18 protein-coding genes are annotated in these 23,989 nt (G+C 63.4%); 7 read left to right on the top strand and 11 right to left on the bottom strand.

What is annotated here, in order from left to right; genetic code table 11:
- Window positions 1-26: 26 nt before the first annotated feature.
- Complete coding sequence (locus KSS97_RS11970) at window positions 27-638, top strand: glutathione S-transferase (RefSeq protein ID WP_217861722.1); 612 nt, start codon at window positions 27-29, stop codon at window positions 636-638.
- Window positions 639-1,181: 543 nt separating this feature from the next.
- Here the strand turns inward: KSS97_RS11970 and hcnC are convergent.
- From hcnC to hcnA, 3 genes are read right to left on the bottom strand one after another with little or no spacing between them, the layout of a single operon-like run.
- Window positions 1,182-2,441 (bottom strand): cyanide-forming glycine dehydrogenase subunit HcnC, encoded by a 1,260-nt coding sequence (hcnC, locus tag KSS97_RS11965; protein WP_030141271.1) that lies wholly within the window; start codon window positions 2,439-2,441, stop codon window positions 1,182-1,184.
- A complete protein-coding gene (gene hcnB, locus KSS97_RS11960) occupies window positions 2,434-3,843 on the bottom strand; it encodes a cyanide-forming glycine dehydrogenase subunit HcnB (RefSeq protein WP_217861721.1) in 1,410 nt (469 codons plus the stop codon). Before hcnB ends, hcnC begins: the two co-directional genes overlap by 8 nt.
- Window positions 3,840-4,163, bottom strand: coding sequence for a cyanide-forming glycine dehydrogenase subunit HcnA (hcnA, locus tag KSS97_RS11955; protein ID WP_030141269.1), 324 nt, complete (start codon window positions 4,161-4,163; stop codon window positions 3,840-3,842). The genes hcnB and hcnA overlap by 4 nt, the downstream gene beginning before the upstream one ends.
- Before the next feature lies 1 nt (window position 4,164).
- Here hcnA and KSS97_RS11950 point away from each other — a divergent pair, with 1 nt between their 5' ends.
- The 3 genes from KSS97_RS11950 to KSS97_RS11940 are packed head-to-tail and all read left to right on the top strand — an operon-like array spanning window position 4,165 to window position 6,492.
- Window positions 4,165-4,449 (top strand): hypothetical protein, encoded by a 285-nt coding sequence (locus KSS97_RS11950; RefSeq protein ID WP_217861720.1) that lies wholly within the window; start codon window positions 4,165-4,167, stop codon window positions 4,447-4,449.
- Window positions 4,446-5,129, top strand: a complete 684-nt coding sequence (locus tag KSS97_RS11945) for a response regulator transcription factor (RefSeq protein ID WP_030141267.1) — start codon at window positions 4,446-4,448, stop codon at window positions 5,127-5,129. The genes KSS97_RS11950 and KSS97_RS11945 overlap by 4 nt, the downstream gene beginning before the upstream one ends.
- Window positions 5,107-6,492 carry a sensor histidine kinase gene (locus KSS97_RS11940; RefSeq protein WP_030141266.1) on the top strand — a complete coding sequence of 462 codons (1,386 nt, stop codon included), beginning with the start codon at window positions 5,107-5,109 and terminating at the stop codon, window positions 6,490-6,492. The genes KSS97_RS11945 and KSS97_RS11940 overlap by 23 nt, the downstream gene beginning before the upstream one ends.
- Window positions 6,493-6,672: 180 nt before the next feature.
- Here KSS97_RS11940 and KSS97_RS11935 read toward each other — a convergent pair whose 3' ends face one another.
- The 4 genes from KSS97_RS11935 to KSS97_RS11920 all read right to left on the bottom strand — a co-directional run bounded on the left by KSS97_RS11935 (window position 6,673) and on the right by KSS97_RS11920 (window position 11,639).
- A complete protein-coding gene (locus tag KSS97_RS11935) occupies window positions 6,673-6,921 on the bottom strand; it encodes a DUF1652 domain-containing protein (RefSeq protein ID WP_217861719.1) in 249 nt (82 codons plus the stop codon).
- A gap of 240 nt (window positions 6,922-7,161) precedes the next feature.
- Window positions 7,162-8,646 (bottom strand): helix-turn-helix transcriptional regulator, encoded by a 1,485-nt coding sequence (locus tag KSS97_RS11930; RefSeq protein WP_217861718.1) that lies wholly within the window; start codon window positions 8,644-8,646, stop codon window positions 7,162-7,164.
- 80 nt (window positions 8,647-8,726) lie between these two features.
- Window positions 8,727-10,010, bottom strand: a complete 1,284-nt coding sequence (locus KSS97_RS11925) for a Zn-dependent hydrolase (RefSeq protein WP_198797438.1) — start codon at window positions 10,008-10,010, stop codon at window positions 8,727-8,729.
- Window positions 10,011-10,160: 150 nt separating this feature from the next.
- Window positions 10,161-11,639, bottom strand: a complete 1,479-nt coding sequence (locus KSS97_RS11920; protein ID WP_217861717.1) for an NCS1 family nucleobase:cation symporter-1 — start codon at window positions 11,637-11,639, stop codon at window positions 10,161-10,163.
- A 607-nt stretch (window positions 11,640-12,246) separates the two neighbouring features.
- Between KSS97_RS11920 and hydA the strand changes: the two genes are divergently transcribed.
- The 3 genes from hydA to preA all read left to right on the top strand — a co-directional run bounded on the left by hydA (window position 12,247) and on the right by preA (window position 16,511).
- Window positions 12,247-13,686 carry a dihydropyrimidinase gene (hydA, locus tag KSS97_RS11915; RefSeq protein WP_217861716.1) on the top strand — a complete coding sequence of 480 codons (1,440 nt, stop codon included), beginning with the start codon at window positions 12,247-12,249 and terminating at the stop codon, window positions 13,684-13,686.
- Between the two features lie 183 nt (window positions 13,687-13,869).
- Window positions 13,870-15,237 carry an NAD(P)-dependent oxidoreductase gene (locus KSS97_RS11910; protein ID WP_030141260.1) on the top strand — a complete coding sequence of 456 codons (1,368 nt, stop codon included), beginning with the start codon at window positions 13,870-13,872 and terminating at the stop codon, window positions 15,235-15,237.
- Window positions 15,237-16,511 carry an NAD-dependent dihydropyrimidine dehydrogenase subunit PreA gene (gene preA / locus KSS97_RS11905; protein WP_217861715.1) on the top strand — a complete coding sequence of 425 codons (1,275 nt, stop codon included), beginning with the start codon at window positions 15,237-15,239 and terminating at the stop codon, window positions 16,509-16,511. The genes KSS97_RS11910 and preA overlap by 1 nt, the downstream gene beginning before the upstream one ends.
- 5 nt (window positions 16,512-16,516) lie before the next feature.
- Here preA and KSS97_RS11900 read toward each other — a convergent pair whose 3' ends face one another.
- The 4 genes from KSS97_RS11900 to cobN form a co-directional block, all read right to left on the bottom strand.
- Complete coding sequence (locus KSS97_RS11900; RefSeq protein ID WP_217861714.1) at window positions 16,517-18,163, bottom strand: phospholipase D-like domain-containing protein; 1,647 nt, start codon at window positions 18,161-18,163, stop codon at window positions 16,517-16,519.
- A gap of 199 nt (window positions 18,164-18,362) precedes the next feature.
- Window positions 18,363-18,920, bottom strand: coding sequence for a vWA domain-containing protein (locus KSS97_RS11895; protein ID WP_033864565.1), 558 nt, complete (start codon window positions 18,918-18,920; stop codon window positions 18,363-18,365).
- A gap of 101 nt (window positions 18,921-19,021) precedes the next feature.
- The gene (locus KSS97_RS11890) at window positions 19,022-20,029 is read right to left on the bottom strand and encodes a magnesium chelatase ATPase subunit I (RefSeq protein WP_217861713.1); all 1,008 of its coding nucleotides are present in this window, start codon (window positions 20,027-20,029) and stop codon (window positions 19,022-19,024) included.
- Window positions 20,030-20,213: 184 nt separating this feature from the next.
- The gene (gene cobN / locus KSS97_RS11885) at window positions 20,214-23,987 is read right to left on the bottom strand and encodes a cobaltochelatase subunit CobN (protein ID WP_217861712.1); all 3,774 of its coding nucleotides are present in this window, start codon (window positions 23,985-23,987) and stop codon (window positions 20,214-20,216) included.
- Between the last annotated feature and the right edge of the window lie 2 nt (window positions 23,988-23,989).

Genomic DNA, 23,989 nt, shown 5'->3' with positions numbered 1-23,989 from the left:
ACCTGAAAACCGCTGAAGGAGAAGCCATGAAACTGATCGGCATGTTGGACTCGCCCTATGTACGCCGCGTCGCCATTTCCGCCAAACGCCTGGGGATCGCCCTGGAACACGAATCGGTGTCGGTGTTCAGGCAATTCGAGCACTTCCAGAGCATCAACCCGGTGGTCAAGGCACCGACCCTGGTCTTGGATGATGGCTCGGTGTTGATGGATTCCACCTTGATCATCGATTACCTGGAGGCCCTGGCCGGGCCAACGCGCAGCCTGATGCCGAACGGTCCGGAACAACGGCTGCGCTCGTTGCAACTGATCGGATTGGCGTTGGCGGCGTGCGAGAAGTCGGTGCAGATCTACTACGAACGTACCCTGCGGCCGACGGAAATCCAGCACGGTCCGTGGCTCGAGCGGATCTCCGGCCAACTGCTGGCGGCATACGGCGGGTTGGAGCAAGCGCTGGCAAAACAGCCATTGCCCACCGATGGCTCCATCGACCAGGCCGGCATTACCGTCGCCGTGGCTTGGACCTTCACCAACCTCCTGGTCGCGGACCAGGTCGAAGGCAAAGCCTTCCCGCAGATCAGCGCATTCACCGCCTACGCCGAAGAACTGGAAGCGTTCCTCAGCACACCGGTGGAATAACCGGCTGGATACATTCCCGTGTGGGAGCGAGCCTGCTCGCGAAAGCGGTGCATCAGTCACCATGGATGCCGACTGATATGACGCCTTCGCGAGCAAGCTCGCTCCCACAGGTTCTTTGGCGAACGAAATTCCGCGGACAGCCGAGAACGGTGTGGGAGTTCAGTTTGCTCGCGAAAGCGGTGCATCAGTCACCATGGATGCCGACTGACATGACGCCTTCGCGAGCAAGCTCGCTCCCACAGCTTCTTTGGCGAACGAAATTCCGCGGACAGCCGAGAACGGTGTGGGAGCGAGCCTGCTCGCGAAAGCGGTGCATCAGTCACCATGGATGCCGACTGACATGACGCCTTCGCGAGCAAGCTCGCTCCCACAGCTTCTTTGGCGAACGAAATTCCGCGGACAGCCGAGAACGGTGTGGGAGCGAGCCTGCTCGCGATGGCGGCGTATCAATCACCATTGATATTGGCTGAACGGACGCTATCGTCGGATCGCCGCCCGGAGCAAGCTCGCTCCCACAGGGGACCGGTTGATCACAGGATTTGCTCAGACCGGTTCCATTTCCCTTGGTTCTGCAATCGGCGCCACCTCGAATCGGTCCGCGAGGAACGGCGTGATGTCCAGCGGCAACGGCTCATCATTGACCAGTTTATCCAGTAACACCCCGGTAATGGCCGAGGTGAGGATGCCGGTGCGGAAATGTCCGCAGGCGTTGAGGTAGCCCTCCACGCCGCGCATCGGCCCTAGGATCGGCAGCTCGTCGGGTGAGCCGGGACGCAGGCCGGCCCAGGTGCGTTTGAGATTGATGTCGGCCAGTTGCGGAATACAACGCATCGCGCCTTGCACCAGCCCTTCGATCTCCGGGTAAGTGGTGGTCACGTCGAACCCCTTGTCCTCCGTGGTGCTGCCAATCAGGATTTCGCCGTTGTCTTTCTGCGCCACATAACAATCGCTGGTGGTCAGGCAGCCGTTGAGGATCTTAGGCATGCGTTCGGTCAACAGGATCTGGCCCTTGACCGGCTTGACCGGAATCCGCACGCCCGTGGCCTGCTCGCTGAGGTCCGCCGCCCAGGCGCCGGCGGCATTGATCAGAATCCGGCAATTGAACGTTCCGGCTTCGGCGGTTTGTACGCCGGTCACCCGCGTGCCGCTGCGCAAGACTTCAGTCACGTGGGTGTTGAAGTACAGGTCGACGCCGTTCTGCCGCGCGCCCTCGGTGTAGGCGTCGGCGAGGCGGAACGGGCTGACCTGGTGATCGCAGAGAAACTCCAGCGCGCCGAGGGCCTCATGGCTCACATTTGGCTCTGCCTCGCGCAAGGCCGCCTGGTCGAGCCAACGCACCTGATCGGCCAGATGGGGAATGGAGGCGGCGATGTGCTCGGCGTACAAGCGGTCCTCATCGTCATAGATCACGAACTTCAGCCCGGTCTCTTCGAACTTGAAATCCATGCCGTGGCGCTCAAGCAACTCGCGATGCAGTTGCGGGTACATCGCGTTGGACTGCAAGGCGAACTGGAAAAACGAGTCGGGCAGGATGTGTGGCGTACTCGCATCCACCGCCACGGCGGCGCCCTGGGCCTGGCGCTTGCGATTGGCCGACATCATGCGGAAGAAAATCACCCCGCAGCCCAGGCCCACTGACTCGCCGATGGCCCACAAGCCGCCCGCCGACGCACGGGTAGCGTTGCCGGGACGCTTGGCGTCGATCAGGGCGATCTTCAAATGGCTGCGTTTGGACAGCTGATAGGCACAGGAAGCGCCAATCACGCCGCCGCCGGCAATCACCACGTCATAGTGCTTAGTCATGGGAAGCGGCCTCCGTGCCGACATTCTGAAAGGCTGAAAATGGAATCGGATCGATCGGAAACCGCGGCCGCAACCAGCCCACATCGGCGCGTCCGGTGGCCTCGCGCAACCGGTCGCTGCAGTAACCGACGCACATGCGCCCCTGGCAATCACCCATGCTGACGCGGGTGCGCATTTTCAGGCTGGCCATGTCCTGCACACCCTGCTCCAGGGCCCGGTCGATGTCGGCACGGGTGGCATGCTCGCAGCGGCAGATCACCGTCTCGGCAGTGGGCAGCGCAGTCTGGCCCGCCCCGCGCCGGGTATAGCGATCGACGGCGGCGCGAAAGCGAATGATCCGCTCCAGTCGGGCCTGATAGCGCCCACGCCGCTCCAGGGCTGCCGGCTCATCCAGGACATTGCGTTGCATCAGCACTGACAGCGCGGCAATACGCCCGCTCAGCATGGCGGCTTCACCTCCGCGAATCCCGCCCATGTCACCGGCCAGATGAACATGTGCCTCGCTGCCGCGTTGCCAGGCATCGGACACTGCCCGCAGATAACCGTCATCGCTGAAGCCATGCTCCAGGCCCATCTGCTGGCTCAACTGGGTGCGGGGGATAAAACCGTAGCCGACCGCCAGCGTCTGGGCCGGCACCTGTTGGGCGCGCGGAAGGTCCGGCGCCCAATCGGCGGAATACGGCGCGACGGTCACACTGCCCAACTCGCCCTCGCCCTCGGCACGCACCACACCCCAGCCATAACGCACCGGAATGCGATGCCGCTTGAGGTACGCGAGCATGCCCAGGCCATCGAGGAACAGTTGCGGCTTGTTCAGCAACGCCAGGCTCTCCTTGGCGATCCGGCCAAACGCACAGGCCTCGTAGACGCCCGCCACGGTGACCCCCGAGGCGTGAAGTTGGCAGGCCACCAGAGGCAGCAGCGGCCCCGTGCCGGCAATCACCACCGGGCTTGGTGGCCTGACCACGCCGCTCTTGATTTGCAATTGCAAGCCACCGAGCATCATCACACCCGGCAACGTCCAGCCAGGAAACGGCACGCTGCGTTCATGGCAACCGGCCGCGAGGATCAGTTGGGAGTAGGCAACCTCGCGCAAGCGCTCGTCGGTATCCAGCAGCATCAGGGCCCGGAACCCTTCGGCGCCGATGACCCGACTGCCCAGTCGTACGTCGATCAGGCCGGCATGGCGCTGGAATTCACCGTGGAGTTTTTCCAGGGCTTCGCTGTAGCGCGGCCCCAGGTAATCCAGGCGTACCCCATCGCGCAAAGGGCCGCGATACACCACTCCACCCAGGCGCGGCGCCTCTTCGAGCAAGCTGCAGCGCACGCCATGGGCGGCCAGCTCAATGGCCGCCGCCATACCTGCCGGGCCGCCGCCGACAATCACCGGATCGTGGTTCATGGCGCCTCCGTTTCGGCAATGCGGTTGGTCCGGGTCTCGATGTGCATGCCGGGTCGCACCAGGGTCTGGCAGGCGCGGCGCTTGTGGCGACCGTCGATCTTGACCAGGCAGCATTGGCACACGCCCATGCCGCAATAGGCACCGCTGATCTGGTCATGATCGTTGCGCGCGACCTGGCGCTGGCCCAGCGCCTGGATGACCGTGAGCACGGTTTCGCCCTGGGCGGCGTTGACAGCCTGGCCGTCCAGGTGCACGGTCATGTCGGCCTGTTCCAGGGGTTGGATATCAAATGGTCGGTGTATGGGGTCTTGAGGTTGCATCATGCAGCTCTTCCTTGAAAGTTCAGTCGGTCCCGGCTCCTTGCGGCACGCCACTCTTTGCCTTGCGTCAATGCCCATCGGCGACAGCGCGCCAGAACAGGGCAGCGGGCGCAGCATGATGGTGCGCAGGGCAATGATGTTAGGGAATATTTGTGACGAAGTATTGATCCAGGCCACTGAATGCGCAGGCTGGCGCCTGATGAACTTTTTTTCAGAAAGCCGACAGGTATTCTTTGGCAAAATGCAGCGCAGTCGCTCCAACTTCCCCACACGGTACTGCCCATGAACCGCATCCTGACCATCGAAGACGACGCCGTGACCGCCCGTGAGATCGTCGCCGAACTGACCCGCAACGGCCTGGATGTCGACTGGGTCGACAACGGCCGCGAGGGCCTGGAACGTGCCGTCAGCGGCGACTACGACCTGATTACCCTGGACCGCATGCTGCCCGAGCTCGACGGCTTGGTGATCGTCACACAACTGCGAAGCATGGGCGTCGCCACGCCGATCCTGATGATCAGCGCCCTCTCCGATGTCGATGAGCGGGTCCGTGGTCTACGGGCAGGCGGCGACGATTACCTGACCAAACCGTTCGCCACCGACGAAATGGCCGCCCGGGTCGAAGTGCTGCTGCGACGCAACAACGGCGCCCGTGAACCGGAAACCGCCTTGCGGGTAGCGGACCTGGAGCTCAACCTGATCAGCCGCGAAGCCAGCCGCAACGGGCAGTTGCTGAGCCTGCTGCCCACCGAATACAAACTGCTGGAATTCCTGATGCGCAACAGCGGGCAGATCCTCTCGCGCATGATGATTTTCGAGGAAGTCTGGGGTTATCACTTCGACCCCGGCACCAACCTGATCGACGTCCACATCGGCCGCCTGCGCAAGAAAATCGACCCGCCGGGCCTGGAACCGCTGATTCGCACGGTACGGGGTTCCGGCTATGTCATTGCTGAACCCCGCTAAGGGCTGGCGCTCCTCCAGCAGCCGCCTGCTGGCGCTGTACAGTTCGCTGTTCGTGCTCTGGAGCGCGATCCTGATGGGGGTGATGTACTACGAGGTATTCGGCTACCTCGACAGCCTCGCCAAGCACTCCCTGATGCAGCGCCAGCATTTGTTCGCGCGCATCCACGGCGATCAGTTGGAAGACGCGCTGATGGCCAGCCTGACCCTGGACGAACGCGGCGTCGACGCCTATGGCCTGTTCGACCCGCAACTGCGTCACCTGAGCGGGCCGATCCAGCGAATCCCCGCCGACCTGCCGCTCGACGGCAAGATCCACATGCTCGGCGGCTGCGTGGATTCCGACGATCCGGACGTGCCTTCCGACAGTTGCGATGCCGTGGCGTCCCGGACCCAGGACGGCCGCTGGCTGGTACTGGCCCGGGACAACGGTTCGCTGTTCGCCGTCACGCGCATCATCCTGCACGCGCTGTTCTGGGGCGTCTCGCTGACCATCCTGCCGGGCATCGCTGGCTGGCACCTGTTGCGCCGCCGACCGTTGCAGCGCATTCGCAAACTGCAGGCCAGTGCCGAAGCCATCGTCGCCGGCGACCTGACCCATCGCCTGCCGCTGTCGAGCCGGCGCGATGAACTGGACATGCTGGCAGCGATCGTCAATGCCATGCTCGACCGCATCGAACGGCTGATGAACGAGGTCAAGGGCGTGTGCGACAACATCGCCCACGATTTACGCACCCCGCTCACCCGCCTGCGCGCGCAGCTCTATCGCATCCAGCAGGAAGCCGCCGACGGCTCCCCCGAAGCGTTGCAGATGGATCAGGTGATCGCCGAGACCGATACGCTGATGGCGCGGTTTCGTGGTCTGTTGAGGATTTCGGAACTGGAGGACCAGCAACGCCGCTCAGGTTTCGTGCGCCTCGATCCGTTGCAGCTACTGCAGGAATTGCATGATTTCTATCTGCCCTTGGCGGAAGAGCGCGAGCTAGTCTTCACCCTGGAAGTGCCCGACGCCCTACCCCTGCTCAACGGCGACCGGGCACTGCTGTTCGAAGCGGTGTCGAATCTGCTGAGCAACTCGATCAAATTCACCCCGCCGGGCGGCGAAGTGATCCTGCGGGGCGTGGACCAGGGCGACAGCACCCGCATCGAAGTGCTCGACTCCGGCCCCGGCATCCCCGAGGCCGAACGCAAGGCGGTGTTTCGACGCTTCTATCGCGCCGAGGGCAGCAGCCAACACGGCGGATTCGGCCTCGGCCTGTCGATCGTCGCCGCGATTGTCAGCCTGCACGGGTTTACGCTGGAGGTGGATCGCAGCGAGTCGGGGGGCGCGCGGTTGGTGCTCGATTGTCGGGCGACGTTGTTGTAAGAACGTTGATCTGCTTGGAGAACTGCTTTCCTGTGGCGAGGGGATTTAGTGAAACGTCGCACCGCCCCGCTGGGCTGCGCAGCAGGCCCCGTATCGATGCAACGCTAGCAAATGGCGAGCGCTTCGCACTCGAGCGGGGATAAATCCCCTCGCCACAACTAACTCCCGTCGACCTTGGAGTCAGGCAGGATCACTGCGATGCAACGGTGTGTTATGCAGCTCATAGCGCAACTCATCGATCAGCTTTTCCAGACTTTCTTCAGAGCGGACGCTGTCGACGCTCATGCCGCTGACCACCAGGTCGACCTCGCCGCTTTCCTGGTGATACAAACGAATGGTGAGCGTGCCGTCGCCATTGAGGCTGCAGTCGCAGGACAGCGGCGCAAAACTGTTCTCGAGACGGGCGCGTAACGGAGCCAGGTGAGTCATGGGTCGCACCTCAGCTTCGAAGTCGCAAATGGCCGGAAAATCGTTCCGGCCTCCTGGCTCCCGCAGACGTCCTGTCGATCTCACTTTTGAAGGGTTTGCTGCACATCGTGACGTATTCCTTGACTGTTTCGTGGGGACGCGACACCTACAACAAATGTCGCACCCCACCAGCCTAGGGACGTAACCGCCTGGGTAGAACCCGAATTTGCACCAGAATGCCAGGTGCATATGCACTAGCTATCATGGTGCCTTCATCCGCCATTCGTTCCCGAAAAGACCCCGCTCCCGGGCCCAGACGATCGCTTCGCTGCGGCTGTGAACGTCCAGTTTCGAATACAGCGTCGCCACATGATTGCGCACGGTGTTGGGGGCCAATTTCAAGCGCGCGGCAATTTCCTTGTCGGCCAGGCCTTCGCAAATCAGCCCCAATACATCACGCTCCCGGGCCGTCAGTTCGGTGAACGACGTCGAGGGTGATTGCGCGTTGATGCTTTTCACATTCGCCAGTTTTTCGATCAGGGTCCGGCTGAACCACGAGGCGTCCTTCATCACTTCCTCAATGGCCGCCACCAACTCCAGCTCCGAGCGCTTGCGTTCGGTGATGTTCATCAGCACCAGCAAATAGCAGGGTTTGTCCTGGATTGCCACGGTATCGGCGGCCACTTCGCAATCGATCTGCTCGCCGCCTTTCTTGTGTACCTTGACATCGACGCTGGACACGACGGCAGCTTTCTCGAGCCGGGCAAACAACGCAGCGCTCGCCTCCTTGTCCAGGAAGCCGATTTCGTCCACGGTCTTGCCCAGCAGTTCCTCGCTGGCGTAACCGGTCGCCTGGAGGAAGGCTTCGTTGATTTCCAACAGTTGCAACTCGCCGCTGCAAATCAAGGTCGGCACCGGGGACAGGCGGAATGACTTGGCGAAGCGCTCCTCGCTCTGGCGCAGCGCGGTTTCGGCCTTGCGCCGCGGCTCCATGTCCATGAACGAGAACAGCATGCAGTCTTGATCGTGCAGGTCCAGCGGCTGTCCGGCGACGATCACCTGCTTGTTCGTACCGTCCGGCAAGCGCATTTCGGCCTGCATTTGCGGAATGGTTGCGCCCTGCCCCAGTCGTTCGATGGCCAGATCGCGCTTCTCGGCGGCCTCCAGCACATCCAATTCGTACACCGAACGGCCGATCACCTGCTCGCGGCTGTAGCCGGTCATTTCCAGGAAGCCGGGATTGACCTTGATGTAGCGCAAGTCGCTGAGACGGCAGATCACCGCGGGCGCCGGGTTGGCGGCGAAGGTTCTCTCGAAACGCTGCTCGGCGCTGGCCCACTCGGTGGCATCGCTGAGAATCAGCACCAGGTACTCCGGCTCGCCGGCGCGGTCGGCCAGGACCATGCTGCGGATGCGGTGCACCCAGGTTCGATCGGGGTCGGCCACTGGCGTGACTTCCACCAGCACGTCACTGAACTCATCACCACGGGCCACGCGGGCGATGGGATAGTTTTCTTCAGGCAGCGGATGATTATTACGATAGCGCAAGTTGAAACGCCGGGCATATTCCTTGGCATTGGTGCCCAGTTCCCTCAGTTCCTGGACACCATGCATGGTCAGCGCAGCCTCGTTGGCCCAGGCAATGGTCTGGTCGACCTCGACGAGTATGACGCCGTCGGACAGCCCGGCGATGATCTGCAGCAACTGGCGGCGATTGGTGTCGGTGTTCGGGACATCCTGATTCATTGGGTCTCCATGGGTCGTCACGTTCAGGCATGGATGCGTTGAAGGTTACGACCACATGGCTCTGGGATAGTGCGCCAGCCTCAAGCCGCCATGCGCCCCTCGGCGATCGCCTGGGAGGCGGCCAGCATGGCGCGCAGCAGCACGGCGCAGCCGGCGGCGAGGTCGTCGGGGGCGGCGTTTTCGATTTCGTTGTGGCTGATGCCGCCTTCGCAGGGCACGAAGATCATGCCGGCGGGGCCCAGTTCCGCGAGGAAAATCGCGTCATGGCCGGCGCCGCTGACAATGTCCAGGTGCGACATTCCTAGCCCTTGTGCAGCGCCGCGCACCGCCTCGACGCAGCCCGGATCGAAATACAGCGGCGGGAAGTCTGCCGTGGGTTTCAAATCGAAGGTCAGGCCGTGCTGCCGACACGTGTCTTCGATCACTTGCTTGACCTCGGCGATCATCGAATCCAGGCGCGCCGGTTCCAGGTGACGGAAGTCCAGGGTCATGCGCACCTCGCCAGGAATGACATTGCGCGACCCCGGATAGGCTTGCAGGCAACCGACCGTGCCGCAGGCGTGGGGTTGATGACCGAGGGCGGCGCGGTTGACGGCACCGACGATGATCGAGGCGCCCACCAGGGCGTCCTTGCGCAGGTGCATCGGCGTGGGGCCGGCGTGGGCCTCGACGCCGCGCAGGGTCAGGTCGAACCATTTCTGCCCGAGGGCGCCCATCACCACGCCGATGGTCTTGCCCTCGTCTTCGAGGATCGGCCCCTGCTCGATGTGGGCCTCGAAATACGCGCCCACCGGATGACCACTCACTTGCCGGGAGCCGGCGTAACCGATGGCGTTCAGCGCCTGGCCCACCGTGATGCCTTCGGCGTCGGTCTTGGCGAGGGTTTCTTCGAGGGTGAATTTCTCGGCGAACACCCCGGAGCCCATCATGCACGGGGCGAAGCGTGAGCCTTCTTCGTTGGTCCAGACCACCACTTCCAAGGGTGCCTCGGTCTCGATGCCCAAGTCGTTGAGGGTGCGCAGCACCTCCAGCCCGGACAATACGCCGAAGCAGCCGTCGAACTTGCCGCCGGTAGGCTGGGTGTCGATGTGGCTGCCGGTCATCACTGGCGGCAGGTTCGGATTGCGCCCCGGGCGCCGGGCGAAGATATTGCCTACCGCATCGATGCTGACCGTACACCCTGCCGCTTCGGTCCATTGCACGAACAAGTCGCGGGCCTGGCGATCGAGGTCGGTCAGGGCCAGCCGGCACACACCGCCCTTGACCGTGGCGCCGAGCTGGGCCAGGTCCATGAGTGATTGCCAGAGGCGGTCGCGGTTGATGTGCTGGTGGGTGGATTGCAGGACGTCGGTGGCTGCGTTCATGGGGATCTCCATTTTTTCTGGCATGTTTTCGGTGTACTTGAGGCCGCCATCGCGAGCAAGCTCGCTCCCACAGGGATGTGCTGCGCATACAAATTTTTCATCCACCCCAATCCAATGTGGGAGCGAGCTTGCTCGCGATGAGGCCCTCTTTCACACCGCGGTCTTAGCAACGGACGGGCTCGCTCGCATACTGCACAACCCGTAATAAATCACTCCGCCCAGCGCCGAGCCGGTGAACCAGCCGTAGCTGTAGAACCAACTGAACGCATCGCTGCCCAAGGACAGCAGCGTCAGCGCCACCGGTACGCCAAAGGCGATGAAACCGCTCCAGTTCCATGCCGGGTAGATGTCGTCGCGGTACAAGCCGGCCAGGTCCAACTGCTGTCGCTTGATCAGGAAATAATCCACCACCATGATCCCGGCGATCGGCCCCAGCAGGCTCGAATAGCCCAGCAGCCAATTCGAATAAACCGACTCCAGGCTGACGTCGGAAACGATCCAGCCGAGTTTTTTCAGCAATTCGTGACCCATCAGCGCCAGCCCCACCAGGCCGGTGAGCAGCACGGCCTTCGTACGGCCGATCAGTTTCGGCGCCAGGTTCTGGAAGTCATTGGTCGGCGAGACGATGTTGGCCGCGGTGTTGGTCGAGAGCGTGGCGACAATGATCAGCACCATGGCCAACGCCACCCACATCGGGCTCTGGATGTGCCCGATCAAAGACACCGGGTCGGAGACGGTCACGCCCACCAGTTTTTCCGAGGCGGCGGTCATGACCACGCCGAGGGAGGCGAACAGGAACATGGTCAACGGCAGGCCGATGATCTGCCCGACGATCTGGTCCTTCTGGCTCTTGGCATAACGGCTGAAGTCCGGGATGTTCAAGGACAAGGTGGCCCAGAAACCGACCATCGCCGTCAACCCGGCGAGAAAATAGCCAGTCACGCCAGCGCCTTCGGGTCGCTTGGCCGGGACCGCCATCAGCTCGGTCAGCGACACATTGGGCAACGCCCAGACCAGGAGCCCGGCCCCCACCAGAACCAGCAGCGGCGCAGACAAGGTTTCCAGCCACTTGATCGACTCGGCGCCACGCAACACCACCCACAGGTTGATGACCCAGAACACCATGAAGCCGATCACTTCGCCGGTACCGCCGAGGCTCTTCCAGCCCTCGAACACCGAACCGAGAAACAGGTGGATCGCCAGCCCGCCGAACATCGTCTGGATACCAAACCAGCCACAGGCGACCAGGGCGCGGATCAGGCACGGCACGTTGGAACCGATGACGCCGAAGGACGAGCGCAGCAGCACCGGGAACGGGATGCCGTACTTGGTCCCGGCAAAGGCATTCAAGGTCAGCGGGATCAACACGATGATGTTGGCGAACAGGATCGCCAGCAACGCCTCGCCCACCGTCAAGCCGAAATAGGCCGTGAGCACGCCGCCCAAGGTATAGGTCGGCACGCAAATCGCCATGCCGACCCACAGTGCGGTGATGTGCCATTTGTTCCAGGTGCGCTCGTGCACCTTGGTGGGTGCGATGTCGTGGTTGTAACGGGGGCTGTCGAGGACGTCGCTGCCGGCTTCGAGTTCGAATAATCCGTCGCGCTCGGTCACTGTTGATCTGGTCATGTCCGCTCCACTGTTTTCATTATTTTTTGCTCATCGACGGGCGATGGCTGGAGTACTTGCACACGTACTGCCAATCACCTCGCCAGACCACGAAGACACTCAATAACCGTGCCGGATGACCTGAATAACTGACGGGGTGATCGATATATCCCTTTCAACCATTTGATCTTCAACGCTTTAAGGTCAACTTGTCGTCCTGCTCCACTCTCTGATCATCGATGTTCAGGCTAGATGACCTCCGCGTCCTGTCGAGTGGGAGATTCAAAGTGGTGCGCCGTTGATCCACGCGAAGTGTCTAGACCGCACTACAAGCGCTTTCAAGCGGCTGATTTACCATGATAAATCTCGCTCAAATAGCGATCCTGTCAAGTGCGTCAAATTGGTGAGCATGCTACCAATTTGGTGAATTGAATATTTAATACTTTAAATTCAATAGGTTATAAAACGAATAAGCTTATAAAAAATAATCTTGCTCATTTCAATAACTCAAGCTAGCGTCTAATCCTGACAGTCGTGACAAGATTAAAACACTGCGCGACTAACCTACCGTGATGGATAAAACATAAAGAGCCGGCAACAGTCGGTCATGCCCTGCGAGGAACTCGGAATGTCTCTGTTGATCCGTGGCGCCACCGTTATTACCCATGATGAAAGTTATCGCGCCGATGTGTTCTGCGCCGACGGCGTGATCAAGGCCATTGGTGAAAACCTCGATGTTCCGGCCGCGACCGAAGTGCTCGACGGCAGCGGTCAATACCTGATGCCAGGCGGCATCGATCCCCACACCCATATGCAACTGCCCTTCATGGGCACGGTCGCCAGCGAGGACTTCTTCAGCGGCACGGCGGCGGGGCTTGCCGGAGGCACCACTTCGATCATCGACTTCGTGATTCCCAACCCCCAGCAATCGCTGATGGAAGCCTTTCATCAATGGCGGGGCTGGGCCGAAAAAAGCGCCAGCGACTACGGCTTCCATGTAGCGATCACCTGGTGGAGCGAACAGGTTCGCGAGGAAATGGGCGAGCTGGTCAGCCATCACGGCGTCAACAGCTTCAAGCATTTCATGGCCTACAAGAACGCGATCATGGCCGCCGACGACACCTTGGTGGCGAGCTTCGAACGCTGCCTGGAACTGGGCGCGGTGCCCACCGTGCATGCAGAGAACGGCGAGCTGGTCTATCACCTGCAACGCAAGCTGCTGGCCCAAGGCATTACCGGGCCGGAAGCCCACCCGCTGTCGCGCCCTTCCCAGGTGGAAGGCGAAGCCGCCAGCCGGGCCATCCGTATCGCCGAGACCCTCGGCACGCCGCTGTACCTGGTACACGTCTCGACGAAAGAAGCGCTGGACGAAATCACTTACGCCCGCGGCAAGGGGCAGCCGGTCTACGGTGAAGTATTGGCAGGGCATCTGCTGCTGGACGACAGTGTCTATCGCGATCCCGACTGGCAGACCGCCGCCGGTTATGTGATGAGCCCGCCTTTCCGTCCGCGCGGGCACCAGGAAGCGCTCTGGCATGGCCTGCAATCCGGCAACCTGCACACGACCGCCACCGACCACTGCTGTTTCTGCGCGGAACAGAAAGCCGCCGGCCGCGATGACTTCAGCAAGATCCCCAACGGCACCGCTGGTATCGAAGACCGCATGGCCGTGCTCTGGGACGAAGGGGTCAACAGCGGCAAATTGTCGATGCACGACTTCGTTGCCCTGACCTCCACCAACACCGCGAAGATCTTCAACCTCTACCCACGCAAAGGCGCGATCCGCGTCGGTGCCGACGCTGACCTGGTGCTCTGGGATCCCCAGGGCAGCCGGACGATTTCCGCCAAGACCCACCACCAGCAAGTGGACTTCAACATCTTCGAAGGCAAGACCGTGCGCGGCGTACCCAGCCACACCATCAGCCAGGGTCGGCTGGTCTGGGCCGACGGCGACCTGCGGGCCGAACGCGGGGACGGGCGCTATATCGAACGACCGGCGTATCCGGCGGTGTTCGATTTGCTGAGCAAGCGGGCTGAGTTGAATAAGCCGACTGCGGTTAAACGCTGAAATCGAGGCCTTCGGCCTTCGCGAGCAAGCCCGCTCCCACACTGAATCTGGGGCAAACACAAAATATGTCTACACAACAGATCCAGTGTGGGAGCGAGCTTGCTCGCGAAAGCGTCAGCCCAGGCAACGAAAAAACCACTGCCCACCAGAGGCAGCACCTCAAACACCGTGAGGCCCGATTCCATGATCCAGCCCTTGAGCCATCTCCCCCATTCCCAGGAAGACCCGACCACCCTCGCCGCCCGCTTCAGTGACCTGGCGCCGCCCCTCAATGCGCGCCAGGCCCACCTGGAGGCGTCCCGCTGCCTGTACTGCTACGACGCGCCTTGCGTGAACGCTTGCCCTAGCGAGATCGATATTCCATCGTTCATTCGCAACATTCACCAGGACAACGTCCAGGGTGCGGCCCAGCGGATTCTCTCGGCGAACATCCTCGGCGGCAGTTGCGCCCGGGTCTGCCCCACCGAGGTGCTGTGCCAGCAAGCCTGCGTGCGCAACAACGCCCAGGAATGCGCGCCCGTGCTGATCGGCCTGTTGCAACGCTACGCCGTCGACAATGCCCACTTCAGCGAACACCCGTTCAAACGCGCCGCCGCCAGCGGCAAACGCATCGCGGTGGTCGGGGCAGGTCCCGCCGGGCTGTCCTGCGCGCACCGCAGCGCGATGCACGGCCATGACGTGGTGATTTTCGAAGCCCGGGACAAGGCCGGCGGCCTCAACGAATACGGCATCGCCAAGTACAAACTGGTGGACGACTACGCGCAACGTGAATTGGACTTCTTGCTGGAAATCGGCGGCATCGAGATCCGTCACGGCCAGAAGCTCGGCGACAACCTCAGCCTGAGCGACCTGCACCAGCAATTCGACGCGGTGTTCCTCGGCCTCGGCCTGGCTGCCAGCAAACAGCTGGGCCTGAGCGACGAACAAGCGTCAGGGATGCTGGCCGCCACCGAGTACATTCGCGAGTTGCGCCAGGCTGACGACCTCAGCCAGTTGCCGCTGGCCGACCGTTGCATCGTGCTCGGTGCTGGCAACACCGCCATCGACATGGCCGTGCAAATGGCCCGCCTCGGTGCCCGCGACGTCAGCCTGGTGTACCGACGCGGCCTGGAGGACATGGGCGCCACCGGGCACGAACAGGACATCGCCAAGGCCAATCAGGTCCGCCTGCTGACCTGGGCCCAGCCGCAGCAAGTACTGCTGGACGACAGCGGCGTGGTGCGCGGCATGCGTTTCTCCCGGACTCATCTGGAGAGCGGTCGGCTGGTGATCGGCAGCGAGACCTTCGACCTGCCCGCCGATGCCATCTTCAAAGCCATCGGCCAAGCCTTCGACGACGACGCGCTGGTGGACCCGCTGGCTCGGGAGCTCAAGCGCCAGGACGGACGCATCCTGGTGGACGAACACCTGCGCACCAGCATCCCCGGTGTCTATGCCGGCGGTGATTGCACCAGCCTCGACCAGGACCTCACCGTGCAGGCCGTGCAGCACGGCAAGCTCGCCGCCGAGGCAATCAATGCTCATCTCATGCTCAATGTGGAGGCTGCGTAATGGCCGATCTGTCGATTGTCTTCGCCGGCATCAAAGCGCCCAATCCGTTCTGGCTGGCCTCCGCGCCGCCCACCGACAAGGCGTACAACGTCGTGCGTGCCTTCGAGGCGGGCTGGGGTGGCGTGGTCTGGAAAACCCTGGGGGAGGATCCGGCGGCGGTGAACGTGTCCTCGCGCTACTCGGCTCACTACGGTGCCAATCGCGAGGTGCTGGGCATCAATAACATCGAGCTGATCACCGACCGTTCGCTGGAGATCAACCTGCGGGAAATCACCCAGGTAAAGAAGGACTGGCCTGATCGGGCGCTGATCGTGTCGCTGATGGTGCCGTGCGTCGAGGAGTCCTGGAAGAACATCCTGCCCCTGGTGGAAGCCACAGGCGCCGATGGCATCGAGCTGAACTTCGGTTGCCCCCACGGCATGCCGGAACGGGGCATGGGTGCGGCGGTGGGCCAAGTGCCAGAGTACGTCGAGCAGGTGACGCGCTGGTGCAAGACCTATTGCTCGCTGCCGGTGATCGTCAAGCTCACGCCGAACATCACCGATATCCGCGTCGCCGCCCGGGCCGCCCATCGCGGCGGGGCCGACGCGGTGTCGCTGATCAACACCATCAACTCCATCACCAGCGTCGACCTGGACCGCATGGTCGCCCTGCCCATCGTTGGCAGCCAGAGCACCCACGGCGGTTACTGCGGCTCGGCGGTCAAGCCGATTGCGCTGAACATGGTCGCGGAAATCGCCCGTGACCCGCAGACCCAGGGCCTGCCGATCTGCGGCATCGGTGGCATCGGCAGTTGGCGCGACGCGGCGGAGTTCATCGCCTTGGGCAGCGGCGCGGTGCAGGTCTGCACGGCGGCGATGCTGCACGGCTTTCGCATCGTCGAGGAGATGAAGGACGGCCTGTCGCGCTGGATGGACGAGCACGGTCACGCCAACCTGCAAGCCTTCTCCGGCCGCGCGGTGGGCAACACCACCGATTGGAAGTATCTGGACATCAACTACCAGGTCATCGCGAAAATCGACCCGCAAGCCTGCATTGGTTGCGGGCGCTGTCACATCGCCTGTGAAGACACCTCGCACCAGGCCATCGCCAGCCTCAAGCTGGCGGACGGCACCCATGCCTACGAGGTGATCGAAGAGGAATGCGTGGGCTGCAACCTCTGCCAGATCACCTGTCCGGTGCAGGATTGCATCGAGATGGTGACAGTGGACACCGGCAAGCCGTTCCTGGATTGGAACCACGATCCGCGCAATCCCTACCACGTCGCGCCTTGAATCCCTTAACGGGCGCTGAACCTCAGCCGGGACAACATCCGCAGATCGCCGTCGCGGTAGTAGTCGTCGGTCCAGCTGTCGTTCGGCGCCAAGGGCTTGACCTGCTTGAGGGCGAGTTTTTTCGCAAAGTAGCGGAACCGATAGTGCTCGTAGAAGCGCAGCAGTTCCAGCCCGTAGCGGTCGGCCAGGTCGGTGTCGCCCTGGATGATCAGGTAGTTTTCGTCGTTGCCGCTGCTGGCCGCAGCGCTCAGGTTATGGCTGCCACTGATGATGGTCGGGGCATCGCTGGTGAAGTCGGTGACCACCGCCTTGGTGTGCACCAGCAGGTTGCCCTTCTGGCCCTTCATGTTTTCCCGGAGCCAACCTTCCAGGCCGGTATTGAGTAACGCGGTGGCGGCGAACTCCGCGGTGCGATCGGCATGGAAACCGGTGATGCGGCTGGCAGAGTTCTGCAGGCCGTAGCGCAGCACATCGTCATTCGGCTGGCCGAGCAAGGCATCGAGAATCGTGTCCGGCAAGGCAAATGCCGTGACGAACAGCAGGTCCTTGCGCGCGGACCTGATGATGTCGACGAAGCGATCGAGATCACCTCGCCCGTTGCGGGGCGAAAATCCGGCGAACAGTTTGTCATCGGCGCTCATGGGATTGTATTGGGTCAACCAATCGCGGGTGGCGTCGACATCTGCGGGCGCGTGCCAGATCTGCTCGAACACCTGGCGGTAGCTGTCGCTGATCCGCGAATCATCCAGCACATGGATGACGTTGGCCTGGCGATAAACACCATTGGCGGTGAAATTGGTGCTGCCGCACAGCACCGCCTCGGGCGTCAACGTGCCGTTTGCTTCGACCCGGCTCAGGACGATGAACTTGTCGTGAAAGATATTGTGTGTGACCCGCCCACGTTTGTTGGCGGCCGGAAGGTTTTCCAGGCTGGCTTCGTTGCGCAGTGTCGTGTCGTCATCCGGCTCGGAGTGGTACAGCACCCTGACCTGCGCGCCGCGTGCATGGGCGGCGCTCACCGCAGCGACGATCACCGGCAGTTCGTATTCATAGATGGCCACGTCCAGCGCCCAGTTGGCATCCAGGGCCCGGTCGATGAAGCCGATCAAGCGCCCCAGCAAGCCGTTTTCCAGCCAGCGACGTGGCGCGTCGGGCCATTCCTCGATGGACAACTTTTTATTGGCGCTGATCAGCGCATCCACTTCCGGAAACTTGCGCTGGAACGCCTGGCTGGCCGCCACCGCGCGATTGAACATGACCCGCTGGCTGGCCGGTTGACCGTCGTCGCTGGTGACGCTCACTTCCAGGGCTTCGCCCAGTTGCGGCGCATCGGGGCTGCCGTAGGCCAGGTGCACGCGGTAATGGATCGTCACGCCGGGATTGACGGCGTAATCGGCCCAGCGAAATTTCTGCAACGGTGCCTTGTCGCTGGGCGTGGCGTGGAATTGGGGAAAGGTGTGGGCCTTGTCGGGAAAGGTCAGGCTGTTGAACAGGAACAGCCAGGGCTTGTCGCCCGCCTGCTTCTCGATGGCAAAGCCCAACAGCCCCTTGCGCCGGGGTTCGGCGAGGTCCATGGCGAGCAGCACCCCGTTGGTGCCGGCGTAGGCCTTGACCCGGAAATCGTCCTGGGGATTGGTGACGAGTACGCGCATGGGTTCATTCCTTTGAGGGTTGCTTGAGCATAGAGCAGTGATGCGGGTTGGGTGGGCAGAGCATTGAAACCGCGGTGATGCCATCGCGAGAAAGCTCGCTCCCACAGGGAGCTGGGGTGTTCAGCAGTTATGTGCTCACAGCGAAACCCATGTGGGAGCGAGCTTGCTCGCGATAGGGCCCAGACAGCCACAGCACATTTCAAGTGCCTTCATCGATATGCCGATACTCAGCCCCCAACTGCCCCGCCAATTGCCGCGCCCGGCCCAGGCGAATCGGGCCGCGCTCGATGTCGATCAGCAGGCTGGGGCAATCGAGGGGCGGCAGGGAGTGCCCTTCCTTCACTCGGCCATCGGTCATCAACAGCACTCGCTGTCGCTCCGCCGGGAAGCGCTTGCGCCGGGCGGCCAGCCAGCGCTGCGCCTCGCCGATCGCCGCCAGCAACGGCGTGCCGCCGCCGGCGCCCAGCGCGTCGAGCCAGTGCCCCAGGCCGGTGGAGGCCTTGAGCCCCTGCACTTGCCAGGTCGGTGCGGCGCCGCTGGCGGTCAACAACGCTAGCCGCGCGCGTTGCCGGTAGGCGTCGTCGAACAGTTGCGCGAGCAGGCCCTTGCCGTCACTCAAGGCCCGATGGCGACGGGTCGAGGCCGACGCATCGACGATCACCAGCCACAGCTCATGGGCCGAACGCTGCCGCCATTTGAAACGCAAGTCGGCCAGCATGCGCGGACGTCCATTGAGCAAGGAACCCGGCCAGTCCACCAGGCCAGCGGTCGCCGCTTTGCTCCGTCCCTGGCGGCCCTGGTCGAGTCGCCCGGCGCGGGGTCTGGCATTCGCCCCCGCCGGCGAACGGGGACGAATGCCTAGGGCTTTTTTGGCCAGCTCGGCACATCACGCCGGGCGCCGGTCGGCAATGCCCGAGGCGGCAGGTCGCCCCATTGGCCCTGGCCTTCGCTGGGCTGGCTGGTTTCATTCGGGGTCGACGATGGTGCCTGGGTTGGCGCCGGAGCCGGTGCGGTGTGATCGCGGCGGCGATGACGCAGGGCAAACTCGGCAACCGCGTCGATGTCTTCAGCAGCGATGGCTTGCGCGCCACGCCACGCGGCATGGGCACGGGCAGCCCGCAGCCAGACCAGGTCGGCGCGCAACCCATCGACCCCGGCGGCAAAACAACGCTCGGTGATCTGCCCCAGCGCCGTGTCATCCAAGGGGATCTGGGCCAAGCCTGCGCGGGCCTGTTCGCAGCGCTCACGCAACCGTTGCTGGGCAGGCTCCCACTCGGCGCAAAATGCCGCCGGATCGCTGTCGAAATCCAGCCGCCGACGGATGATCTGCCCGCGCTCGGCCGGGGCGGTATGGCCGTCCAGGGCCACGTTGAGACCGAAGCGGTCGAGCAGTTGCGGACGCAGCTCGCCTTCTTCCGGGTTCATCGTGCCGATCAACACGAAACGCGCCGGATGCCGATGGGAGATGCCATCGCGCTCGATCAGGTTGGTGCCGCTGGCGGCGACATCGAGCAGCAGGTCCACCAGATGATCCGGCAGCAGGTTCACTTCATCGACATACAACACGCCGCCGTCGGCCTTGGCTAGCACACCGGGGGAAAACTGCGCGCGCCCTTCCCCCAACGCCGCGCCCAGGTCGAGGGTGCCGACCAGCCGTTCTTCGGTGGCGCCCAGGGGCAAGGTCACGAATTGGCCGCTGGCCAACAAATCCGCCAGGCCCCGGGCCAGGGTGGACTTGGCCATCCCGCGCGGGCCTTCGATCAGCACGCCGCCGATCTTCGGATCGATCGCCGCCAGGCACAGGGCCAATTTCAGCGCATCGGCGCCGACCACGGCGGCGAGGGGGAAATGTGGGGTGTCGGTCATGTTGTTCTCTCAAGCTGTCCGGTGAGGTTCAGGCAACACAATATTCCGTGGCGAGGGGATTTATCCCCGCTGGGCTGCGAAGCAGCCCCAATAACTGGCTAGAGGGTCGCTTCGCAACCCAGCGGGGATAAATCCCCTCGCCACGGATATATCCCATCACCATAGATATCTGTCTTGGCTAAAGTCAGCCATCTTCTTCAATGTCCAGCAGCAGGTTTCCCAGCGCCTCGCGATAATCCCCCGGTTCCTGCCACATCCCGCGCTGCTGCGCTTCGAGCATTCGCTCGGTCATGTCCCGCAGCGCGTCGGGGTTGTGCTGGCGGACGAAATCCCGGGTATGCGGATCGAGGAGATAGGTATCGGCCAGCAAGGCGTACTGGTGGTCGTCAATCAACTGGGTGGTGGCGTCGAAGGCGAACAGATTGTCCACCGTCGCCGCCAGTTCGAATGCGCCTTTGTAGCCGTGGCGCTTGACCCCGTCGATCCACTTCGGATTGGCCGCGCGGGAACGAATCACTCGGTTGAGTTCTTCCTTCAGCGTGCGGATCTTCGGCAGGTCCGGCTGGCTGTGATCGCCGTGGTAACTGGCGGCGGCTTGGCCACTGAGGGTTTCCACGGCAGCGAGCATGCCACCCTGGAACTGGTAATAATCGTTGGAATCAAGCAGGTCGTGCTCACGGTTGTCCTGGTTCTGCAGCACCGCTTGCACTTGGCTCAGGCGCCGGGAGAATTGCGCCCTCGCCGCGGTGCCCTCGTCGCCCGCGCCATAGGCGTAGCCGCCCCAATTGAGGTAAACCTCAGCGAGGTCTTCACGGCTCTGCCAGAGCCGACCGTCGATTGCCCCCTGCACACCCGCGCCATAGGCACCGGGCTTGGCGCCGAAGATCCGCCATCCGGCCTGGCGCGCCGCATCTTCCAGGGCCAAGCCCGATTCCAACAAGGCTTCGCGCTCGGCGCGGACCTTGGCCGCCAGCGGGTTCATGTCGTCGGGTTCATCCAGGGCCGCGACGGCCTGCACCGCCGCATCGAATAAGCGGATCAGGTTGGCAAAGGCGTCCCGGAAAAAACCGGAGACCCGCAGCGTCACATCGACCCGAGGCCGGTCCAGCAGGCTCAGCGGCAGGATTTCAAAATCATCGACACGCTGGCTGCCCGTGGCCCACACCGGACGCACGCCCATCAGCGCCATCGCCTGGGCAATGTCGTCGCCACCGGTGCGCATGGTGGCGGTGCCCCACACGGACAAGCCGAGCTGGCGCAGGTGATCGCCGTGGTCTTGCAGGTGCCGCTCGAGAATCAGGTTCGCCGATTGGAAACCGATGCGCCACGCCGTGGTGGTGGGCAGGTTGCGCACATCGACGGAGAAGAAGTTGCGCCCGGTAGGCAGCACATCCAGGCGTCCGCGACTCGGCGCGCCACTGGGGCCGGCCGGTACGAAACGCCCGCCCAGGGCATCGAGCAAGCCGCGCATTTCCGCCGGGCCACAGGCGTCCAGGCGCGGCGCGACGACGGCGCGCAGGTGGTCGATGATGCCGTGCACCGTCTCCCAACCCGGCGCGTCGAGCTGCCCGATCTCGCCGTCCAAGGCTTGTGCGATCAACCGTCCGGCGAACAATTCCAGGCGCTCGCGGCTATCGCCGACGGTGCGCCAAGGCTCGTCGCTGATGTCGCGCAAAGCCTCGGGACGCTCGCCGGTCCAAGGTTCGGCCAAGGCACAATCGAGCGGATCGAAACCCAGCCCGAACGCCTTCGCCAGCGCGCGAAGCAGGCTCGACTGGGCGCCCTTGCCGTCGCCACGGGGAATGCGCAACAACGCCAGCAAGGTGTCGATGCGCAGCCGTCCGCCGGGCGACTCGCCAAAGATGTGCAAGCCGTCGCGGATCTGCGATTCCTTCAAGTCGCACAGGTAGGTGTCCAGGCGCGGCAGCCAGATCGCCGCGTCGGCGTCGCTGTCGAGGGCGGCGTCAAGTTGCAACTCGCGGTCGATGTGGGTCTCGCGCACCAGGGCGAGGATGTCCCGTTGCAGCTCCCTGGCGCGGCGCGGATCGAGCAGCTGCGCCTCGTAGTATTCGTCGGCGAGCAACTCCAGGTTACGCAGCGGCCCGTAGGTTTCAGCGCGGGTCAGCGGTGGCATCAGGTGGTCGATGATCACCGCCTGGGTGCGGCGCTTGGCCTGGGCGCCCTCGCCCGGGTCGTTGACGATGAATGGATAGATGTTCGGCAGCGGTCCCAGCAGCACGTCCGGCCAACAGCTCTCCGAAAGCCCGACGCCTTTGCCCGGCAGCCATTCGAGGTTGCCGTGCTTGCCGACGTGGATCACGGCGTGGGTGCCGTAGGCGTGGCGCAACCAGAAATAGAACGCCAGGTAGCCATGGGGCGGCACCAGGTCCGGGTCGTGGTACACCGCGCTCGGATCGACCTGGTAACCCCGCGCCGGCTGGATGCCAACGAACGTCAGGCCCAGGCGCAAGCCGGCGACCATCAGGCGGCCGTCGCGGAACATCGGGTCCTGCTCGGGCGCGCCCCAACGCGCCAGCACCGCGTGGCGATTGGCCTCGGGCAGCGCGTCGAACATGGCCTGGTACGCGTCCAGGGCCAGGCTTTGATGGCAGGGCCGCAGGTCGAGGCTGTCCAGGTCGTTAGTGACGCCGCCGAGCAACTGCTGGATCAACGCGGTGCCGTTGGCCGGCAACGCGGCGGGCAGTGGATACCCTTCGGCCTGCATCGCCCGCAGGATATTCAGCGCCGCCGCCGGCGTGTCCAGGCCGACGCCGTTGCCGATGCGCCCGTCCCGGGTCGGGTAGTTGGCGAGGATCAGCGCCACCCGTTTTTCGCTGTTGGGCAGGCGCGCCAAGGTGGTCCAGCGCCGGGCCAGTCCGGCGACAAAATCCATGCGCTCGGGCACCGCCCGGTAGCACACCACGTCGCTTTGGCTGCGCTCGCTGCGCCAGGCCAGGTCCTTGAAGCTGATGGGCCGGCTGATGATGCGTCCGTCCAGTTCCGGCAAGGCGATGTGCATCGCCAGGTCCCGCGGGCCCAGGCCTTGTTCGCTGGCGCGCCAGCCGGGTTCGTTGTCCTGGGCGCAGATCGCCTGGATCACCGGGATATCGCGACGAAACGGCCGCAGGTGCGGTGCTTCCGGACTGGATTGCGCGAAGCCGGTGGTGTTGAGGATCACCCCCGCCGCTGCCTCGTCCAGCCAGTCTTCCACCTGGGCCAGACAGGCGGGTTCCTTGAGGCTCGCCACCGCGATCGGCAAAGGATTGAGCCCCGCCGCTTGCAGGCGCTGGCAGAACACATCAATGAACGCGGTGTTCGCGGCTTGCAGGTGCGAGCGATAAAACAACAGCGCCGCCACCGGTTCGCCGGCCTGCCAGTCAGCTTGCCAGTCGTTCAGGGTCGCGTTGTTTTTTTCCGGATGATAGATCGCCGTCCGCGCCAGGGGCTGGGGCTCGCCCCACGAATAATTGCGGCCAAACCATTGGCTGCCGAGGTGCCGAAACAGGTTCAGGGCGTTTTCCAATCCGCCCTGGCGGAGAAACTGCCAGAGCCGGTCGCGATCTTCGACAGGCACGTTGCTCAAGTCGCTGAGCTCCGGGTCCGGGCGGTCGTCCCCCGGCACCAGGATCAATTGCACACCGCGTCCGGCCAGTTCCATCAGCCGCTCGATGCCGTAGCGCCAATAGCCGATGCCGCCGTGCAGCGACAGCAAGATGACCTTGGCGTGTTGCAGCACGTCTTCGAAATACAGATCCACTGACGCATGGTTCTGCACCTGCATCGGGTTGGCGAGGCGGAACTGCGGGTAGTCGTCCGGCAACTGCCGCGCCGCTTCGGCCAGCAGTGCCAGGCTGGAATCGCCGCTGCACAGGATCACCAGCTCGGCAGGGGTTTGCCCGAGGTCGGCGATGTTGTCATCCGACACGAAACCGCCGGGCTGGGTCCTGAGCAGGTGCATGG

This window comes from Pseudomonas alvandae, from assembly GCF_019141525.1.
Classification (GTDB): Bacteria; Pseudomonadota; Gammaproteobacteria; order Pseudomonadales; family Pseudomonadaceae; genus Aquipseudomonas; species Aquipseudomonas alvandae.
Note: the sequence above shows the minus strand (reverse complement) of the source record. Positions and strands in the feature narration are given on the sequence as shown.

Coding starts and splice junctions, on each gene's coding strand:
- KSS97_RS11970 (WP_217861722.1), top strand. CDS start 27: ATGAAACTGATCGGCATGTTGGACTCGCCCTATGTACGCCGCGTCGCC.
- hcnC (WP_030141271.1), bottom strand. CDS start 2,441: ATGACTAAGCACTATGACGTGGTGATTGCCGGCGGCGGCGTGATTGGC.
- hcnB (WP_217861721.1), bottom strand. CDS start 3,843: ATGAACCACGATCCGGTGATTGTCGGCGGCGGCCCGGCAGGTATGGCG.
- hcnA (WP_030141269.1), bottom strand. CDS start 4,163: ATGCAACCTCAAGACCCCATACACCGACCATTTGATATCCAACCCCTG.
- KSS97_RS11950 (WP_217861720.1), top strand. CDS start 4,165: ATGCAGCTCTTCCTTGAAAGTTCAGTCGGTCCCGGCTCCTTGCGGCAC.
- KSS97_RS11945 (WP_030141267.1), top strand. CDS start 4,446: ATGAACCGCATCCTGACCATCGAAGACGACGCCGTGACCGCCCGTGAG.
- KSS97_RS11940 (WP_030141266.1), top strand. CDS start 5,107: ATGTCATTGCTGAACCCCGCTAAGGGCTGGCGCTCCTCCAGCAGCCGC.
- KSS97_RS11935 (WP_217861719.1), bottom strand. CDS start 6,921: ATGACTCACCTGGCTCCGTTACGCGCCCGTCTCGAGAACAGTTTTGCG.
- KSS97_RS11930 (WP_217861718.1), bottom strand. CDS start 8,646: ATGAATCAGGATGTCCCGAACACCGACACCAATCGCCGCCAGTTGCTG.
- KSS97_RS11925 (WP_198797438.1), bottom strand. CDS start 10,010: ATGAACGCAGCCACCGACGTCCTGCAATCCACCCACCAGCACATCAAC.
- KSS97_RS11920 (WP_217861717.1), bottom strand. CDS start 11,639: ATGACCAGATCAACAGTGACCGAGCGCGACGGATTATTCGAACTCGAA.
- hydA (WP_217861716.1), top strand. CDS start 12,247: ATGTCTCTGTTGATCCGTGGCGCCACCGTTATTACCCATGATGAAAGT.
- KSS97_RS11910 (WP_030141260.1), top strand. CDS start 13,870: ATGATCCAGCCCTTGAGCCATCTCCCCCATTCCCAGGAAGACCCGACC.
- preA (WP_217861715.1), top strand. CDS start 15,237: ATGGCCGATCTGTCGATTGTCTTCGCCGGCATCAAAGCGCCCAATCCG.
- KSS97_RS11900 (WP_217861714.1), bottom strand. CDS start 18,163: ATGCGCGTACTCGTCACCAATCCCCAGGACGATTTCCGGGTCAAGGCC.
- KSS97_RS11890 (WP_217861713.1), bottom strand. CDS start 20,029: ATGACCGACACCCCACATTTCCCCCTCGCCGCCGTGGTCGGCGCCGAT.
- cobN (WP_217861712.1), bottom strand. CDS start 23,987: ATGCACCTGCTCAGGACCCAGCCCGGCGGTTTCGTGTCGGATGACAAC.